The sequence below is a fragment of the Psychrobacter sp. Cmf 22.2 genome, from assembly GCF_001921745.1.
Classification (GTDB): Bacteria; Pseudomonadota; Gammaproteobacteria; order Pseudomonadales; family Moraxellaceae; genus Psychrobacter.
This window is the reverse complement of record NZ_MRYA01000006.1, coordinates 135870-153742: the sequence shown is the minus strand read 5'-3', so window position 1 is coordinate 153742 and position 17873 is coordinate 135870. Positions and strand designations below refer to the sequence as shown.

14 protein-coding genes are annotated in these 17873 nt (G+C 42.0%); 5 read left to right on the top strand and 9 right to left on the bottom strand.

What is annotated here, in order from left to right:
• Nucleotides 1–21: 21 nt before the first annotated feature.
• A complete protein-coding gene (locus tag BTV98_RS11090; protein WP_075103609.1) occupies nt 22–1464 on the top strand; it encodes an FAD-binding oxidoreductase in 1443 nt (480 codons plus the stop codon).
• A 77-nt stretch (nt 1465–1541) separates the two neighbouring features.
• Here BTV98_RS11090 and ruvB read toward each other — a convergent pair whose 3' ends face one another.
• The 5 genes from ruvB to BTV98_RS11065 form a co-directional block, all read right to left on the bottom strand.
• Entirely contained in the window at nt 1542–2522 is a 981-nt protein-coding gene (gene ruvB, locus BTV98_RS11085) for a Holliday junction branch migration DNA helicase RuvB (RefSeq protein ID WP_058368417.1), read from the bottom strand.
• A gap of 170 nt (nt 2523–2692) precedes the next feature.
• Nucleotides 2693–3313, bottom strand: a complete 621-nt coding sequence (ruvA, locus tag BTV98_RS11080; RefSeq protein WP_058368415.1) for a Holliday junction branch migration protein RuvA — start codon at nt 3311–3313, stop codon at nt 2693–2695.
• A 115-nt stretch (nt 3314–3428) separates the two neighbouring features.
• The gene (fba, locus tag BTV98_RS11075; RefSeq protein WP_075103620.1) at nt 3429–4466 is read right to left on the bottom strand and encodes a class II fructose-bisphosphate aldolase; all 1038 of its coding nucleotides are present in this window, start codon (nt 4464–4466) and stop codon (nt 3429–3431) included.
• Nucleotides 4467–4928: 462 nt separating this feature from the next.
• Nucleotides 4929–5315 (bottom strand): hypothetical protein, encoded by a 387-nt coding sequence (locus BTV98_RS11070; protein WP_058368414.1) that lies wholly within the window; start codon nt 5313–5315, stop codon nt 4929–4931.
• A 324-nt stretch (nt 5316–5639) separates the two neighbouring features.
• Nucleotides 5640–6857: a phosphoglycerate kinase gene (locus BTV98_RS11065; protein ID WP_058368413.1), complete on the bottom strand. Its 1218-nt coding sequence runs from the start codon at nt 6855–6857 to the stop codon at nt 5640–5642.
• Nucleotides 6858–7240: 383 nt separating this feature from the next.
• On the opposite strand from BTV98_RS11065, the gene BTV98_RS11060 reads away from it, so the two are divergent.
• The gene (locus tag BTV98_RS11060; protein ID WP_075103608.1) at nt 7241–7570 is read left to right on the top strand and encodes a TraR/DksA C4-type zinc finger protein; all 330 of its coding nucleotides are present in this window, start codon (nt 7241–7243) and stop codon (nt 7568–7570) included.
• A gap of 40 nt (nt 7571–7610) precedes the next feature.
• On the opposite strand, the gene BTV98_RS11055 is transcribed toward BTV98_RS11060, so the two are convergent.
• Nucleotides 7611–8300 carry a thiamine phosphate synthase gene (locus BTV98_RS11055; protein WP_058368412.1) on the bottom strand — a complete coding sequence of 230 codons (690 nt, stop codon included), beginning with the start codon at nt 8298–8300 and terminating at the stop codon, nt 7611–7613.
• A 104-nt stretch (nt 8301–8404) separates the two neighbouring features.
• A complete protein-coding gene (locus BTV98_RS11050; RefSeq protein ID WP_058368411.1) occupies nt 8405–9478 on the bottom strand; it encodes a serine hydrolase in 1074 nt (357 codons plus the stop codon).
• A 508-nt stretch (nt 9479–9986) separates the two neighbouring features.
• On the opposite strand from BTV98_RS11050, the gene BTV98_RS11045 reads away from it, so the two are divergent.
• The 3 genes from BTV98_RS11045 (at nt 9987) to BTV98_RS11030 (ending at nt 14305) form a co-directional block, all read left to right on the top strand.
• Nucleotides 9987–10622, top strand: a complete 636-nt coding sequence (locus BTV98_RS11045; protein WP_058368410.1) for a response regulator — start codon at nt 9987–9989, stop codon at nt 10620–10622.
• A 63-nt stretch (nt 10623–10685) separates the two neighbouring features.
• Nucleotides 10686–12467: a PAS domain-containing sensor histidine kinase gene (locus BTV98_RS11040; RefSeq protein ID WP_075103607.1), complete on the top strand. Its 1782-nt coding sequence runs from the start codon at nt 10686–10688 to the stop codon at nt 12465–12467.
• A gap of 176 nt (nt 12468–12643) precedes the next feature.
• Nucleotides 12644–14305 carry a sigma-54 dependent transcriptional regulator gene (locus tag BTV98_RS11030; protein WP_058368407.1) on the top strand — a complete coding sequence of 554 codons (1662 nt, stop codon included), beginning with the start codon at nt 12644–12646 and terminating at the stop codon, nt 14303–14305.
• 9 nt (nt 14306–14314) lie between these two features.
• On the opposite strand, the gene BTV98_RS11025 is transcribed toward BTV98_RS11030, so the two are convergent.
• Together BTV98_RS11025 and gpmI are read right to left on the bottom strand one after the other, a co-directional pair.
• Nucleotides 14315–15814 carry a S41 family peptidase gene (locus BTV98_RS11025; protein ID WP_256713900.1) on the bottom strand — a complete coding sequence of 500 codons (1500 nt, stop codon included), beginning with the start codon at nt 15812–15814 and terminating at the stop codon, nt 14315–14317.
• 350 nt (nt 15815–16164) lie between these two features.
• Complete coding sequence (gpmI, locus tag BTV98_RS11020) at nt 16165–17808, bottom strand: 2,3-bisphosphoglycerate-independent phosphoglycerate mutase (protein WP_058368406.1); 1644 nt, start codon at nt 17806–17808, stop codon at nt 16165–16167.
• Nucleotides 17809–17873: the final 65 nt, after the last annotated feature.

Here is a 17873-nt window from a genome sequence, read left to right as displayed (position 1 = left end):
CTTCACTGACAAGGATAAGTTATGATCAGCTCTCAAGTTAATACCACACCTACTAAACCGGACTATAGTGCCGCTATTAGTGAGCTACAAGCTCAGTTTGGCGAGCAGCTCAGTATCAATCCGACGGTCCGCGAACAACATGGCCATACCATGACATGGCTTGCCAACCAGCCACCAGATGCCGTGCTGACAGCGCAAGATAAGCATGACGTTGCTAAAGCGGTCGCGATTTGCAACCAGCATAAAATGCCAGTGATTGCTTTTGGTATTGGCTCATCGCTTGAGGGCCAATTAAATGCTCCTTATGGCGGACTTTCAATCGATATGCATGCGCTAGATGCTATCTTGCAAGTCAATAACGAAGATTTGACAGTGACTGTACAGCCTGGTGTTACACGTGAACAGCTGAATCATTATTTACGTGATACAGGTTTATTTTTCCCCATAGACCCAGGCGCCAATGCTAGTATCGGCGGTATGGTTGCAACCCGCGCTTCAGGTACTAACGCAGTACGCTATGGCACGATGAAAGATGTGGTACTGGCACTTGAAGTGGTGACAGCGAATGGAGAGATCGTACGAACTGGTACGCGTGCCAAAAAGTCGGCTGCAGGTTATGATCTGACGCGCTTAATGATAGGTTCTGAAGGTACGCTTGGTATCGTCACCGAAGTCACACTCAAACTGTTTGGGCTTAGTGAATGTGTTGGTAGTGGTCTTTGTCATTTTCCAACGATTGAAGAGGCCTGTCAGGCCGTCATGCTTACCATTCAGATGTGCTTACCTATTGCTCGAATCGAATTGCTTGATGCTTTACAAGTAAAGGCCTGCAACCAATACGCAAATCTTGATCTACTTGAGACACCTACCTTGTTTGTAGAGTTTCATGGGACTGAAGCGAGCGTACGCGAACAAGCACAGACTTTTAATGATATTATCGAAGAGTTTGGCGGTACTGACTTTGTTTGGGATACTAATGAAGCTGAGCGCAAACGTCTGTGGCAAGCGCGCCACAATGCTTATCATGCCAGCTCAGCCTTGCGACCAGAAGCAAAAGCGTTATCGACTGATGCCTGTGTGCCTATTTCACGCTTGGCTGAATGCGTAAGCGCCACTGCAAAAGACATTGCAGACGCTGGAATGATTGGCCCTATGGTCGGTCATGTTGGCGATGGCAATTTCCATGTTTTATTGTTGGTTGATAATGATGATCCAGTAGAGACTGCCAAAGCTGACGAGATCATCGGACGGTTGGCTATACGTGCTATCGAGATGGATGGCACTTGTACTGGTGAACATGGCATCGGTCAAGGTAAGCAAAAATACATGGATCAAGAACATGGCAACGCCATACCGCTTATGCAAGCCATCAAGTCCGCTCTTGATCCAAACAACATCCTAAACCCTGGTAAAATCTGGCCTCAGCCTTTAGTAATAGAAACACCTCAAGCAGTAGAAGTATAAAATAAGCTTACACAAAAAATGCGCCGACTTTTATCCATAAAGTCGGCGCATTTTTCATTCAAGCGGTCAGATGGTTTCTACTGTATCTGATCAATTGCCACTTGAGTTAATATTCGGCCACGAGCGGTACGTAATACATAACCTTGCTGAATCAAATAGGGCTCAATCACATCTTCAAGGGTGCCGCGATCTTCTGCCATGGCAGCTGCCACTGCTTCCACGCCTGCCGGACCACCGTCAAAACGTTCATGCAAGATTTCGATATAACGCCTATCAAGATGATCTAAACCGCGCCGATCGACTGCTAGCATATCTAGCGCACTAGCAGCGATAATACCGTTGATACTGCCATCCCCTCTTACTTCAGCATAATCACGTACTCGTCGCAATAAGCGATTAGCAATCCTTGGCGTACCTCGCGCACGGCGTGCAATCTCGATAGCACCATCTTCGCTCATTGACACACGCATCAGGCGCGCCGCTCGGCTTACAATAGTCGTCAGATCAGCAATATTATAAAATTCAAGGCGCTGAACGATACCGAAGCGATCACGCAGTGGTGAAGTCAAAAGCCCTGCTCGCGTCGTCGCTGCGACCAAAGTAAAGGGCGGCAAATCAAGTTTGATAGAGCGTGCTGCAGGGCCTTCGCCAATCATAATATCAAGCTGAAAGTCCTCCATTGCAGGATATAGTATCTCTTCAATGACTGAGCTTAAACGGTGAATTTCATCAATAAATAGTACATCACCAGCTTCCAAATTGGTTAGCATAGCGGCCAGGTCACCTGGACGCTCAAGCACAGGTCCTGATGTCGAGCGCAGATTACCACCCATTTCACGAGCAATAATATTAGCAAGCGTCGTCTTACCCAGACCAGGCGGACCAAAAATCAAAGTATGATCTAGTGCTTCATCACGACCTCGCGCGGCACCAATAAAAACTTCCATCTGTTCGCGCACGACTGGCTGACCAATATATTCAGACAAAAGCGAAGGACGAATATTGCTATCAGGAGCATCATCTCCTCCTTCTAGCGGATTAATTAAGCGGTCTTGCATCATAGGTTCTATCATTATATTAAAAAGATAAACAATGTAAAGGCAACAAACAGCATAACCAAACCTAGCGGATAAGTCATGTAAAACGTTTTAAATTACGCATTAAAACGAAAATAAGCGACAACTAGTGTCGCTTATCTATAGGTAGCTGTATATGTAAGATGAGCAGTCTAAAAACCAGATAACTGCTGCAAGGTAGCTTTTAACAAGCTTTGCGTATCAGCAAAGACATCACCGTTACTTTTGGCAGCCTTAATCGCCTGCTGGGCTTCTTTTTCTTTATAACCCAAGCTAATCAGTGCGCCTTCCACCTCAGCGATGATGCTTCCTTCATGCGTTACCGTTACTGGCTGAATATCAAACTCCAAATTACTATCATCGACTTCGATGTTTTTGAGCTTATCTTTAAGCTCAATTAGTAAGCGCTGGGCTGTCTTTTTGCCGATACCTGGTATACGAGTAAGCGCAGTTTCTGAGTCCTGCGCAACATGCATCTTTAGCTCAGCTGCTGACATAGCAGACAGCATGGCAAGCGCCATCTTGGCGCCAACCCCATTAATCTTGATAAGCTGACGAAAGACATCACGCTCTTTTCGATCGATAAAGCCATATAGCAACTGTGCATCCTCTCGTACATGAAAGTGCGTCCAAATGCTCGCTTGCTGCTCCAATTGTAACTGACAAAATGAGGGTAATGGCAGCTCGATATCATAGCCCACACCAGATGCTGTCATAATACAAGCTGTTGGCGCCATTAAATATTGTACTTGCCCAGTAATCAGTCCAATCATAGTAGCTCACCTGTCATAAACACTTGTATAAGAAACTTTTATATAAGGAGCATTAGTATACGTACAACTACTGCCCCCTAAGCAAATCCTAAACCAAACTTTTCAATAAGTTAGCTTATTGGTAAAAATCAACCATACCTTCAAGGCTGATCGGACGGATTTTATGCGCTTGACCCGCAGAACCGAAGGCTTCAAAGCGGTTACTACAGATATCTGACATTGCAACCATAGAAGCTTTAAAATATTTACGTGGATCAAACTCACTAGGATTGTTTGTCAAGTATTCACGGATAGCACCTGTCGATGCTAGACGTAAGTCAGTATCGATATTTACCTTACGCACACCATGCTTGATGGCTTCTACAATCTGCTCAACTGGCACGCCGTAAGTTTCGCCGATATCACCACCATTCTCGTTGATGACTTTTAACCATTCTTGCGGTACTGATGAAGAGCCATGCATGACGAGGTGAGTATTGGGTATACGGGCATGAATCTCTTTTACACGCTCAATAGATAAAATATCGCCTGTGGGCGGACGCGTAAATTTATAAGCACCATGACTGGTACCAATTGCAATCGCTAATGCATCAACATTGGTATCTTTGACAAACTGTTCAGCTTCATCTGCACTGGTCAACAGCTGCTCATGATCAAGAACGCCTTCTGCACCTGAGCCGTCTTCTTCGCCCGCCATACCAGTCTCAAGACTGCCTAGGCAACCAATCTCACCCTCTACAGAGACACCGCAAGCATGAGCAAGCTTGACGACTTCACGCGTTACACTCGCATTATAGTCATAATCCATCGGCGTTTTACCATCTTCACCCAGTGAGCCATCCATCATAACTGAAGAAAATCCAAGCTGAATTGAACGCTGGCAGATGGCTGGTGACATACCATGGTCTTGATGCATAACGACTGGAATATGAGGCCATTCTTCGATAGCAGCGATAATCAGATGACGCAAAAACGCCGAGCCTGCATATTTACGAGCGCCCGCACTGGCTTGTACGATGACAGGCGAGTCACAAGCATCGGCAGCCATCATAATCGCTCGCATCTGCTCCAAATTATTTACGTTAAATGCAGGCACACCGTAGTTATGCTCAGCGGCATGATCTAAAAGTTGACGTAAGGAGATTAAGGCCATAAAAAGCTCTCTGATTGGTTTTAAAATAATAACGTTATTAAAAACTGCAAAAGTATCACTCATTTAGTATGAGGGTTATACTACAAAATAAAGTAAATCCAAAGAATTGAATTCCATTTAGTGGTTACTCGTTGCTAAACGCAAACTGTAGCCATAAAGAATAACCACTGGGTTTACCTACCCAAATTATAGCGGGGTGATTATAGCAAAAATTCCCTCTGCCTCGTAGCAGTTGCATCAGTATTTATTTATCTAGCCAGTTTTCCAAGTAACATTTCATAAGTCACTGGCATCTACGTCAATCTAGCTTGCGTAGCTTATGTCAAATAGCAGACACAAAAAAGCCCTGATTACAATCAAGGCTTATTTAAGTTTTTTAGGGCTTATAGAACAAGTATCCGTCTATTAATTATAACTCAGTAATTCATCTCTCAGTAATCAATAAACTGACTATCTACTTGCTTAGTATTGTTGCTCAGCTTCAACTTCAACTTCGTTTGCGCCATCAGCGACAGCGTCAGCACCTTCAGATACTGCTGCAGCAGTACCTTCAACGACTTCGTTTGTGCCTTCAGCGATAGCATCACCAGTGTTTTCTAGTGCATTGGTAGCAGCAGCACCAGCTGTTTCAGCACCCTCAGCGACTTCTGTACCAGCTTCTTGAGCGGCTACTTCAGCTTCTTGGGCAGCAGCTTCAGTCTCATTAGTAGCTTCTTCTGCATTAACAGCGATGTCATCACCAGCAGATTCAACCGCAGCTTCTGTTTGCTCTTCAGTTTGTTGGCTACACGCAGTGACTGCAAACGTACCAGCAAGAACACTAGCAAGTAACAAATGACGTTTTAACATAATAAACCCCTCATAAATAATGCATGTCAAAATACATGGTGGCGCTATTTTATAGGTAGCAAATAACACATGCAATAATAATTTTCAGTATATTAACAAATAATAACTGCTTAATAATAATCCTCAATTATCAACTTCACATACTTATTATTATCGTTAAAGCATGTTGATAGTTGATAATATCCATATAGACTACCTTAAATGTTAAATCCTATTTGTACATGTAGTGTTACTACCAGCGTGACTTATATTAATATTTGGTAATTATATAGCAATAATACTGTTACCTTTTATACTTGTTTTAGGGCCGTCTGTCTTAAACAATTATTTTTCTGCAATTTGTAAGGCAGCTACGGCAGGTAAAACTTTACCCTCAACAAACTCTAAAAACGCACCGCCGCCTGTCGACATATAGCTTACCCCATCCGCTACCTGATATTTATCAATGGCTGCCAGAGTATCACCCCCACCCGCTATCGAAAACCCATCACTGTCTTGTACTGCTCGCGCTAAAATCTCAGTACCAGCACCAAAAGCGTCTACTTCAAACACACCAACCGGACCATTCCATAAAATAGTTTTGGCGTTGATAATGGCATCAGCCAGCTGCTTAGCACTTTGCGGCGCAATATCTAATATCATATCGTCGGCACCGATATCACTCACCGCTTTAACAGTGGCTTTTGCTTGCTGTAATGAGCCTATAAAATCATCAAAATTAATGTCGTTTTTATCAGCAACAATCACAAATTCAGGCAGTAAGATATCAGTCTTAGTCATGATTTGATGAGCTGTATCGACTAAGTCTGCTTCATATAGCGATGCACCTACGCTGTGGCCTTGCGCTGCCAAAAAAGTATTTGCTATACCGCCGCCAACAATAATCTGGTCACAAATATCAGCCAAGCTATGAAGAACTTCAAGCTTGGTAGATACTTTAGAGCCACCAACAATGGCTAACATAGGCTGGGCTGGGGTCTCAAGCGCTAAACTTAATGCATCTAGCTCAGCTGCGAGTAATGGACCGGCACATACCGTCTTATTAGCTTGACGCATGGCTTGAGTCACACCTTCAGTAGAAGCTTGCGCCCGATGAGCCGTGCCAAATGCATCCATCACAAATATGTCACATAAACTGGCATAAGCTTCTGCCAGCGTAGTCTCATTGTTTTTTTCGCCTTTATTAAAACGGACATTTTCTAATAAAACCACTTCACCAGCTGTAATATCTACGCCTTGATTAAGGTAGTCATTGCTAAGCGTCACTGGCTGCTTTATTTGTCCTGCTAGATTGGCCGTTAAATACTCAGCGACTGGCGCAAGAGAGTATTTCGATTCAGGAGCGCCTTCTGTTGGACGACCTAGATGTGAACATACAATGACAGATGCTCCCTTATCTAACGCCATCTTGATAGTTGGTAAGCTGGCCTGCAAACGTGCATCGCTCGCTACTTTGCCATCTTTAATAGGTACATTAAGATCTTCTCGGATCAACACTACTTTATCTGTTAAGGTCAGCTCACTCATACGTAAAAAATTCATTATCGCTCCTAGGCTACATTGATTATTTTATCTACCGTTTTAACAAATTAATTTAACTGCTATTACTGTATGAGCCGTAGTTTATACAATAGAGCGCATTCATTCTAGGCAAAAAACAAGCTTAACCGTAAATTCTTCACAAAAATTCACCACTACAAACATTTAATATTCATTATTGAGAATATATATGCAATCAGTAGTCATAATCACAAGATGTCTTGAAGAGTTAGTAACATTTCGTGGTGGCACTGATTCATCGATCAACTTAATATAGGAGACTATCTATTTACAGAAAACTTTACCGTCCTCTTTTTATAGGTAATAGTTTTATAGATAATAGCTTTATAAAATAGAAAATAACAATAACCCATTTGGAGAATATAATGAGCATTGATTTTGACGCTGCCAAACAAGAATTACTAAAATTAAAAGAAGAGTATGAAACTCGGATCGATAAAATCGAAGATCATATTCAACATCCACAAGACAGTTTGAACGAGCATTGGGAAGATCAAGCCATATCGTACCGACAAAACGACATGCGAAAAAATTTATTGAGTGAAGCAAGGCAAAGTCTTATTTATGTCGAAAACGCATTAAGCCGTATCGAAAACGGTACTTATGGTGAATGCGAAGTGTGCGGTGAACCAATAGAAGAAAAACGCTTAGAAGCATTACCATATGCGACATTATGTATGAAGCATGCTGAATAGGCTTTTTGTATAACGCCTTATTGAACTTTTAGACAGGTATTTACCAGTTGGTAAGTGCCTGTTGCCACTTTTGACAACGCTCCTCTATCGACTGTATAGGCAGATCCATAATATCACCAACGACGGCAACATAGGCAATAGGCAGTCCTTTTAATTGATGAATGTTTTCAGCCGTTAGTCCCCCAATGATACAAACGTCAGTTTTATTGTCAGCAGCTTGTTGGCAACCATCGATAAGTTGTTGTCGAGTAATGGTATCGGCTTTAGGTTTAGTCGATGAGGCAAATATAGCACCCATAGCAATATAAGTTACGCCTGAATATATGGCTTTTTTAATGAGTGTTACATCTCCATGACAAGTGCGACCAATGATTTGATTGGTTTTTAGTTGTTGTCTAGCTTCGCTAATAGCACCATCTTGTTGTCCAAGATGCACCCCTACGCCAAGCTTGGCTGCCAACGCAAGATCATCGTTTATAATGACTGGCACTTTGTAACGCTCAGCTAAAGCGACTATTTTTACCGCTTCAGCATACAGCTTCTCTTGACCATTTGGCTGCGCTAACACCTGCTTTCTTCTGATTTGTAACAACCCTATCGTACCTGTCGCCAGAGCCACCGTTAATTTGGCATAAAGCAGATCGAACTCATCATCATTAGTCAGCAGATACAGCATAGGTCCTGTTTTTGGTGTATTTTTTGGTTTGTTTGGAGTTGATATTTTAGTCATCACTTATCCTTAGGTTCAATGAATACAAAAAAAGACCGTTATCTTAGATAACAGCCCTTTATTGTCTACAAACTACAAGCTTTATAACCGTTTATATCAGCACTTTATACTGTCTGACGCGTGGCTAAACTGGTTAAGATATTTTTAGCATCGCCCCAGCGAGTCGCTGAACTATTAGCGCCTAGAATCACAATGATAGCAGGGCGGTTGTTGACACGGGTTTCCATGACCACGCAACGACCCGCTTCATTAATGAAGCCTGTTTTAGAAATACCAATTGGATAATTACCTGAACGGACAAGGCTGCTGGTATTATTGGCTTTATAAGTACGGTTGCCACTTGAGTAATTGGCCACAAAGAAGTCATAGCTTTTGGTGGTAGAAAAACGACGAATAACATCATAATTACCCGCCGCACGTACCATTTTTACCAAATCATTTGACGAGGCAACATTGCGCTTATCAAGCCCTGTTGGATCACCGAAGAATGCTGTTGTCATTCCTAACTCTTGAGCTTTACGATTCATTGCACGTATAAAAGCGTTATAACCACCTGGATAATTGCGCGCTAAGCTTTTTGCAGCAGGATTTTCTGATTTCATCAAAGACATAAGTAATAGTTCAGCACGATTCATACGATCGCCTGACTTTAAGCGCGAGCTTGCACGTTTAGGACCTACAAAATCCTCTGGATCAAGCGTAATTTCTTCACGCATATCAAGACCAGCATCTAGCACAACCATTGCCGTCATTACCTTAGTAATACTGGCCATAGGACGAGCAATATCTGCATCTTTTTCATAAATAGATTCACCAGTTTCAGCATCGATAACTGCCACACTACGTGAATCAGTGCTGATCGGAATCATGCTACTGCTACCAAAACTACCACGGTAAGTAGTGTTATATCGGTTGCTGCTACTACCATAGCTGTTAGAGTTAGTAATACTAGTAGTACCATAACCATTATCGATTTTTTTGATAGGCGTAGAAGCACTTTTAGAGCTATACATAATGTTGCGTGCTTCTGATAAGCTATCAGCGCCGCCCCAACTGACACGTGCACTAGACTCAGCAGGGCTACCATTAATACTTAGCGCCGCTTGTGCTGCACTGCCTAAGCTTAATGAAATCATGGCAGCAACCAGTTGCTGTTTGGTTAATGGTAAATGTTTCATTCTTCCCCCTGCTATTGGTCTTACATCAATTGCATATTAGTATGCACAACTGATTAACGTAGCGTTTTTGATGGTGTTTGTAGACACTCGTATAGAGTTTTTGTACTTTTAGTGTATCATGGTTTGTACATAAGTTTAACGTATCAAGCTGACTTCATAAGATTTTTTTGTATATATATAAAGATTATTACAATTGCTTTAAGTTTAAGTAATAGTACTCAACACTCAAGAAATATTTGTTATAGTTCATCTCTGCTTTAAATAGAGGGTTTTCTACATTGTTATTAGTAAGTATTGTCATTGTGAAACAAGCAATTTTGTATAAGTCACTATAAAACAAGATTATTATAAATAGCAACATCGATGTAAAATAAAATACTTGTACTAAACTATATAGGATAAGTCACTATTAAATAACATATTTATCTCATAGCCAGTTCTCATCAGTAGTTGGCTATCTCAATGCGTATTAAACTATCAAATAGTAAAACTAGTAAAGAGTATAACTATGATTCGAGTATTAGTAGTAGATGATCATGATTTGGTACGGATGGGTATCAGTCGAATGTTATCTGACAGTGCAGATATTGAAGTAGTGGGTGAAGCTGATAGTGGTGACATGGCATTAAAACTTGCTAAGCAGCTTAGTCCAGATGTGGTTCTATTAGATGTCAATATGCCAAACATTGGAGGACTTGAAGCGACAAAGCGTCTAGTGCAATTAGACATGGGGATAAAAATACTAGCAGTAAGTAGTATGTCAGCGCAGCCTTACCCATCGATGCTCCTTAAAGCTGGGGTTAATGGTTATATCACTAAGGGTACACCGCTTGATGAGATGATACGCGGCATCAAAAAAATATACCAAGGCGGACGTTATTTTAGCCATGACGTTGCCGAGCAGCTAGCAGAAGTATTGTTATCGGATAAGGCCTCCTCGCCTTTTGACTTACTAAGTGATCGCGAAAAACAGGTCGCTATGATGGTTGTTAACTGTCAAAGTCCCCAACAAATTGCAGACCAATTATTTGTAAGTGTAAAGACCATTAATACCTATCGCTACCGTATTTATGAAAAAGTTGGCGTAGATAGTGATGTTAAATTGACTCATCTAGCCATTCGCCATGGGCTGATTCAGCCTTAATGCCAAAGCCATGTGTAATTTTAACTGGTCTATTGATCTTTACTCCTCCCCTTCGGTTATTTTATGAAACCTGCTTTTAAAACCTTTAACGCCATACTGCAGTCTCTAAAGCAGGATAACACCCTACCTGTCTCACAGTTACGTAAGCTTGGGATAATCTATAATGGTTATCGTTTGGTGGTTAGTGCATTTTTATTACTGATGGCATACGCCAATATTAAAGCTGACACCAATTTATTATTACCAAGCTTATTGCAACAAACCGCTCTTGGGTTTTACGTCATTCTTAGTCTGATTTTGCTCAGTTTATTCTTAGTTGCTACCAAGCAATTACAACGCCAGTTAGTGTTTGGTTTGGGCATTGATGTCATTGTATTAAGTTTATTGTTATACACCAACGGTGCGCCAGACTTACAATTGACGATGCTATATATGGTTGTTGTAGCAGCAAGTTTTATGTTGCTGCGTAGCTCACAAGCTCTCGTCATTACATTACTGGCGATTTTATTTGTTATTTATCAGCAGTTTTTTCATGCGATTGCCAATAGTATGAGTCTCACCAACTTAGGAGATGCCCTACTAATGTCAGCCAGCTTTTTGGCGGTTGGTTTTTTGAGTTGGTCAATATCTCAGCGTTTGGTGCACGTCGAAAGATTTATAACGCGCCAAGCAGAGGAGGTAGAGCGTCTCAATACGATTAACCAAGAAGTTATTAGTCAAATGCTCAATGGCGTTATGGTGATTGATAAGCAGCATATTGTATTGGCCAATCATGCAACTTACCAGCTATTAGGTATTCCTGAGACCCAAACATCGCCGTTCACAGAAGTATCTTCTAGTTATGGTGATGCCAAACCGACTATTAGGCAGCAGCAGCGTAGTTTTAAAAACCATCATAATCCGTTGTATGCCTTTCAACAGGCCTTGGCTCATCAACATAGAGCCCTACTCAATAGTTGCCTATCTGTCCCTACTAATCAATCAAGAAACTTTGTTTACGAATTGCCTGAAGCAGCCACTGCTTCTATTACAAACAAACTGCGCGTACAAGTGATCCCACTAAACGACGGTAGTCAACTCATATTGTTTGAAGATTTGCGCCGTGAACAAGCCAATGCTCAACAACTAAAACTGGCCTCTTTAGGACAGCTAACGGCCAGTATTGCGCATGAGATTCGCAATCCGCTTGCTGCTATCTCACAGGCCAGTCAGTTATTGATGGAAGACATGAATGATATAACTGACTCAGACAATAGCGAGAGTCAAGCTGCCATGGATACCAATGGCAATAACGAGCTATATAAGATGATATTTGCACAAACCAAACGTGTTAATCGCATCATTGAAGACGTGCTAAAACTATCACGTCAGCAGCGCTCTAATAAACAGACCATAGAGCTTGAGACTTGGATGCCACAATTTTTAGAAAACTACTTTCGTGGCAATGATATTTTTTTGCATGATACCTCTCATCCCGTAATACAGTTTGATACTCATCAATTAGAGCAAATACTGATTAACTTGATCAATAACGGTTTGCGTTACTGCGGTCTTATACATCCGTATGCTTACGCTGAGATTGAAATATACTGCGTGCAGAACGATGTTATAATCGATGTTTTGAATGAAGGTGAAGGCGTCGCTCCAGCTGATGTAGAGCATTTATTTGATCCATTTTTTACGACTGATAAAGCAGGTACGGGACTGGGGCTTTATTTGTCGCAAGCCTTTAGTGAAGCCAATCATGCAAGGCTACTTTATGTCGCTGAGCACGAAAAAACCTGTTTTCGTTTGATCATACCGACCGGCTCTTGTTCAGAAGAAGTTTGGGATGACGAATATTAAAGCTGGAGATGTCAGTAATATTTATACCAATAGCATATTGATTTTTATCCGTAATAAACACAACGCACATGTACAGTTAACGAAGATGAAAAGTCTTACAGATAAAGGCTTTCTATTTATTTATAATAAATATTCGTTTAGTCATTTGTATCAATTAAGCAATCATGAGGTTATGTATGACAGCAATCGCGCTAGTCGTCGATGATGAAGTAGATTTATGCCGACTTATGCAAATTACGCTGACAAAAATGGGCATCAAAAGTGATGTAGCTTATAGCCTATCACAGGCAAAATCTTGTCTAGAAAGTAACCATTATGACTTTTGCTTAACGGATTTGCAGTTACCAGATGGCTCAGGATTGGAGCTGGTCAAGCAGATTAGTAGTAGCTCTAATACACCTGTTGCTGTCATCACCGCCCACGGTAGTATGGATTTGGCTATCGAAGCACTTAAAATCGGCGCTTTTGATTTTGTGAATAAGCCACTTGAGTTACCACGTCTACGCCAACTGGTCGAAAACGCTCTTAAAGTTATTCATCAGGACGAAGGTGTTCAAGAAACTGATGAGGTTACGCCAGAGCAGCAGCTACTAGACAGTCGTCTTATCGGCAATTCTGCTGTTATGCAAACTCTAAAAACAACCATCGTTAAGCTTGCCCGCTCACAAGCGCCAGTATTTTTATCAGGTGCTTCTGGTACGGGTAAAGAAGTGGTCGCCAGACTCATTCATGATTTGAGCCCGCGCCGTGATGGTAGTTTTGTCCCAGTGAACTGCGGCGCGATTCCATCTGAGCTTATGGAGTCAGAGTTTTTTGGACATAAAAAAGGCAGTTTCACGGGTGCAGTGGCAGATAAGCAAGGTTTGTTTCAACAAGCCAGTGGTGGTACGTTATTTTTAGATGAAGTTGCAGACTTGCCACTTGCTATGCAAGTAAAGCTATTACGCGCTATTCAAGAAAAAACAGTACGGGCTATTGGTGACACCAAAGAGATACCTGTAGATATTCGTATCTTATCAGCCACTCACAAAGACTTAAGTCAATTGGTAAAAGACGGAGAGTTTCGGCAGGATTTGTACTATAGAATCAATGTTATTGAGCTCAAACTTCCCATGCTCAATGCGCGTCGTGACGATATCCCTTTGCTGGCCAAGCACTTTTTAGCGCTGATATCTGAAGAGTGGCAGCTAGATACGCCAGCACAGCTGACTGAAAGTGCTTGTGAGCGCTTGCAGCATCATGAATTTGCAGGAAATGTTCGTGAACTACGTAATATATTAGAACGGGCAATTACCCTAGCAGAAACCACCATGATAGATGACACCCATCTAGGATTGCCCGAACTTAGCGATAGCGTTACTGCTGACTCAAAAGATACGGCAAATCATAAGGATAACAGTACTGCATCTACAGTAGATGACGAGCCTATGATACTACAAGTTGATGGCCCCAAACAAAGCGTCAAAAATAATAATAGCGGACATCTTTCAAACAATTTGCATCCATATCGTACCCATACTCAACACTATTCTTCAGCGTTTCAGATGTCCACCTCTAAATCTGATAGTGTTAGTACTTCATCTGTTTATAATCAAGACCGCCGTAAGTCTGAACAGTTTGTTGACGACATAAACACTCAACCCTCACTCGTCAGTATTTCTGAAGCTGAGTTGCCTCAAAAAGGCCTAGAAGCCTATTTACAAGAGCAAGAAAAGCGTTTGATCATTAAGGCGCTCAATCAGACCGATGGGAACAAGACTCAAGCAGCAGAGTTGTTAGGTACGACCTTTCGCTCGTTACGCTACCGGATGAAGAAGCTTGAGATTGATGAAGATTAGAGCCATTACTCATAAGCCATCTTTTGCTGTATCAGTCATGCTATAGTTATTATCTTTTTTTACAAAATGAAGTCCTGAAGAGTGTACTTGCGGTCGCAATATATCGATAGCCTGTTGCTCCCATGTACGCTCATTGCCAGATAAAGCTATATCAGGCTGTACGCCTATCTTATCGATTTTTTTCCCTGCTGCTGTTAAATAGTGAGCCACTGTCAACTTAACGGCTTGCTCATCATTAAGTGGTATGACTGATTGCACAGATCCTTTGCCGTAGCTTACTTCACCGACGATAGTTGCACGTTGTTGTGTCTGTAGACTACTTGCCAGCACTTCTGCCGCTGAAGCAGAATAACGATTTTGTAAAACCACTACGGGTAAAGGTTTAAGTAAAGCGGTGTCTTGGGTGGATAAGGTACGCAGCTTACTTTGTCTACTCTTTACCTGTACCACGTCAGTATCGCTCATAAACAAACTGGCTACTTTTACAGCCGATGTCAGTACGCCACCTGGGTTGTCACGCAAATCAAGCAGTACTCCGGTAACGGGCGCATCAAGACTGGTTAGGCTTTGCAAAATCTTTTCACGTGTATTGTTTTGAAAAGCAGGAAGTTTAATAACAGCAATACCATCAACAAGCCGGGTCTCGATGTTTTGTCGATGAGTATTGTTGCGCTGCAATGTAATAACACGCTTGCGTCGACCAGCTTTGGAAACGGTCACATCAACCTGCGTGCCGGCAATCCCGTTAAGTAGCTGCTCTACATCATCAGACTGCCTATCACCATCAATCTTAAACTCGCCAATCTGATGAATATAATCCCCAATAGTAATATCTTTTTTATCAGCAGGCGACTCATCTACGATATCAGTCACTACCCAATATCCTTCATCTGGTTTGTATACTGCCTTTAAACCAACATCTCCCACGTCACCTTCGGTAAATGCACGTAGGTTTTCATACGCTTCAGCATTCAAAAATTCAGCATGACTATCAAGCTTAGTCAACATACCACTCATCGCATTATCGAACAACGCTTCGTCGTTGACAGGATCGATATATTGACGACGTACTAAGTCCACCACTGCGACAAAGGTTTTTAAGGTTTCAGGAGAGATGGCGTTTAAAGACACTTGCGCAACTTCATCTGGTATATTAGTCAAATCAGCCTCTACTGTCTCGACTGCGGCAGCATCGCCTAATGCATCTATATCATCATCTGTCTGGTCAACTGTATTCTCTTCAATATCTAAGTCATTTACGCCTACTGCTTTCCCATCTACTGTACTCTCATCAACATTCAAACTGATCAGTTGCAGGTCTGCTGTAGGGTTATCAGTGTTCATACTCATACCAACAGGCTCTGTGCTGGCTGCCTGTACAGGTATATTGATACCAGTTATCCCAAGTACCCCAACTACTCCTATCTTTAGCGCAGAATCACAGATAGCAAATGGTAGCAATTTTGACTTAAATAGTATGGCTGATAGTTTTGAAGACAACGAAAGCATAAAAGGACTCATATAAGATAAAGAACATGTATCACCCTATCATTGTTATGTGATTTCAAGCTCACTAAAGAGGAGCTAATGGGTCTAAAACAGCAACACAATAATAATAAGATATAGTCGATCCAGTATAAACTAAGTACAGTGCTACTAAGATAACTTTTCCTTGCTTACTGTACCTACGCAGCTCGATGCGGCACAAAACTTATGTCAGTAGCGCGTTATAATTTTTGTACTTGTTATATAGGACTGACTATAGCATTAAGATTCCACCAAAAAATAGCGTAATATTGCAAACAAAAGGGGAAAGATAAACACTATCCTTCCCCTTTCTTCTAAAAAAGTAACATTTGTTATAAGGTAGGAATCAGCAAACTCTTACCTGTCATCTCAGCTGGTGGCTCGATATCCATTAATGTCAGGATAGTAGGTGCGACATCGCTTAACTTACCGCCTCTACGTATTCGTACATTTTGCTCACCAACATAAATAAGAGGAACATGTTCCGTTGTATGTTGAGTATGCACCTGCCCGCTTTCGTAATCTTGCATCTGCTCGCAATTGCCATGATCTGCTGTGATTAACATATCACCACCCGCCGCCCGTACCGCCGATTCAATACGTCCGATACATACATCAAGCGCTTCCACCGCTTTCACCGCTGCATCAAAGATACCCGTGTGTCCGACCATATCACCATTAGCGTAGTTGACAACCAATACGTCATATTTTCCTGACTCAATAGCAGCCACTAATTTATCGGTCACTTCAGGGGCACTCATCTCAGGTTTTAAGTCATAAGTCGCTACATCTGGAGACGGCACTAGAATGCGCTCTTCACCCTCATATTCTGCTTCACGGCCACCACTAAAAAAGAAAGTCACATGCGCATACTTTTCGGTTTCAGCGATACGCAGCTGGGTTTTGCCCTGATCCTGCAAATACTCGCCCAGTGTATTTGTTAGTGAGGTTGGATAATAGGCAATGCTGGTTTTTGCATTATCTGCCAAGACGTCTGAGTACTTGGTCAACATCACAAAGGCAGCAAGCTTTGGTTGCTTTTGACGAGCGAAACCTGAAAACTTATGGTCTGGTAGCACAAACGCTTGCGCAAGCTCGCGAGCACGGTCAGCACGAAAGTTCATAAAGATAAGCGCATCGTTGTCTTCAACAGTATATGGCATCTCATCACGTCCAATCACGGTCGTTGGACTAACAAACTCATCGGTCTCACGTGCTTTATAAGCCGCTTGGACAGCCCCATCTGCTCGCGTTGCTAGGCGATCAGCCCTACCTTCAGTAATAAGCTCATAAGCTTTTTGGACGCGATCCCAGCGGTTATCACGATCCATCGCATAGTAACGCCCGATAATACTGGCAATCTGCACGTGGCCACCTTCATAGTGTGCATTGAGTTTATTAATATAGTCACGCAGACGATTGATATACTTATCAGCAGACTTCGGCGGCGTATCGCGTCCATCTAAAAAACAATGCACAAAGACGTTTTTGGCACCATGTACCAATGCAGAATGACACATACCTTCGATATGATCTTGATGCGAGTGCACACCACCATCAGACAGCAGTCCCATGATATGGACATTACCACCTAACTCGTTAGCAGCTTTCACTGCCTCAACCAATGCTTCATTTTTATAGAATTCGCGATTATTAAGCTCATTTGAGATACGGGTTGAATCTTGATAAAGGACACGGCCAGCGCCAAGGTTCATATGCCCTACTTCTGAATTACCGAACTGACCATAGGGTAAACCAACGTCTTCTCCTGAAGCTGATATCAGGCCATGCGGATATTGCTGATAAATATTATCTAAATTTGGCATATTTGCAGCAGCAATAGCATTGTCTTTTTCATCTTCACGATGCCCAAAGCCATCCAATATCATAAGGACATGGGGCACTTTTTTGTTAGGATTATTAAGCTGAGCCTGACTGTCAGTGATAGATTCTGATTGTTGTTGCGTATTGGACATAGATTACCGCTCCTCAAGTGAATGAACGCCTATAGTGCTATATTAGATTAAAGTGTCTATACTAC

Bases quoted from the DNA above. Each gene is read 5' to 3' on its own strand.
- BTV98_RS11055 (WP_058368412.1), bottom strand. From the start codon at position 8,300: ATGACTAAAATATCAACTCCAAACAAACCAAAAAATACACCAAAAACA.
- BTV98_RS11040 (WP_075103607.1), top strand. From the start codon at position 10,686: ATGAAACCTGCTTTTAAAACCTTTAACGCCATACTGCAGTCTCTAAAG.
- BTV98_RS11090 (WP_075103609.1), top strand. From the start codon at position 22: ATGATCAGCTCTCAAGTTAATACCACACCTACTAAACCGGACTATAGT.
- ruvA (WP_058368415.1), bottom strand. From the start codon at position 3,313: ATGATTGGACTGATTACTGGGCAAGTACAATATTTAATGGCGCCAACA.
- BTV98_RS11045 (WP_058368410.1), top strand. From the start codon at position 9,987: ATGATTCGAGTATTAGTAGTAGATGATCATGATTTGGTACGGATGGGT.
- BTV98_RS11065 (WP_058368413.1), bottom strand. From the start codon at position 6,857: ATGAATTTTTTACGTATGAGTGAGCTGACCTTAACAGATAAAGTAGTG.
- BTV98_RS11030 (WP_058368407.1), top strand. From the start codon at position 12,644: ATGACAGCAATCGCGCTAGTCGTCGATGATGAAGTAGATTTATGCCGA.
- fba (WP_075103620.1), bottom strand. From the start codon at position 4,466: ATGGCCTTAATCTCCTTACGTCAACTTTTAGATCATGCCGCTGAGCAT.
- BTV98_RS11060 (WP_075103608.1), top strand. From the start codon at position 7,241: ATGAGCATTGATTTTGACGCTGCCAAACAAGAATTACTAAAATTAAAA.
- BTV98_RS11025 (WP_256713900.1), bottom strand. From the start codon at position 15,814: ATGCTTTCGTTGTCTTCAAAACTATCAGCCATACTATTTAAGTCAAAA.
- ruvB (WP_058368417.1), bottom strand. From the start codon at position 2,522: ATGCAAGACCGCTTAATTAATCCGCTAGAAGGAGGAGATGATGCTCCT.
- gpmI (WP_058368406.1), bottom strand. From the start codon at position 17,808: ATGTCCAATACGCAACAACAATCAGAATCTATCACTGACAGTCAGGCT.
- BTV98_RS11070 (WP_058368414.1), bottom strand. From the start codon at position 5,315: ATGTTAAAACGTCATTTGTTACTTGCTAGTGTTCTTGCTGGTACGTTT.
- BTV98_RS11050 (WP_058368411.1), bottom strand. From the start codon at position 9,478: ATGAAACATTTACCATTAACCAAACAGCAACTGGTTGCTGCCATGATT.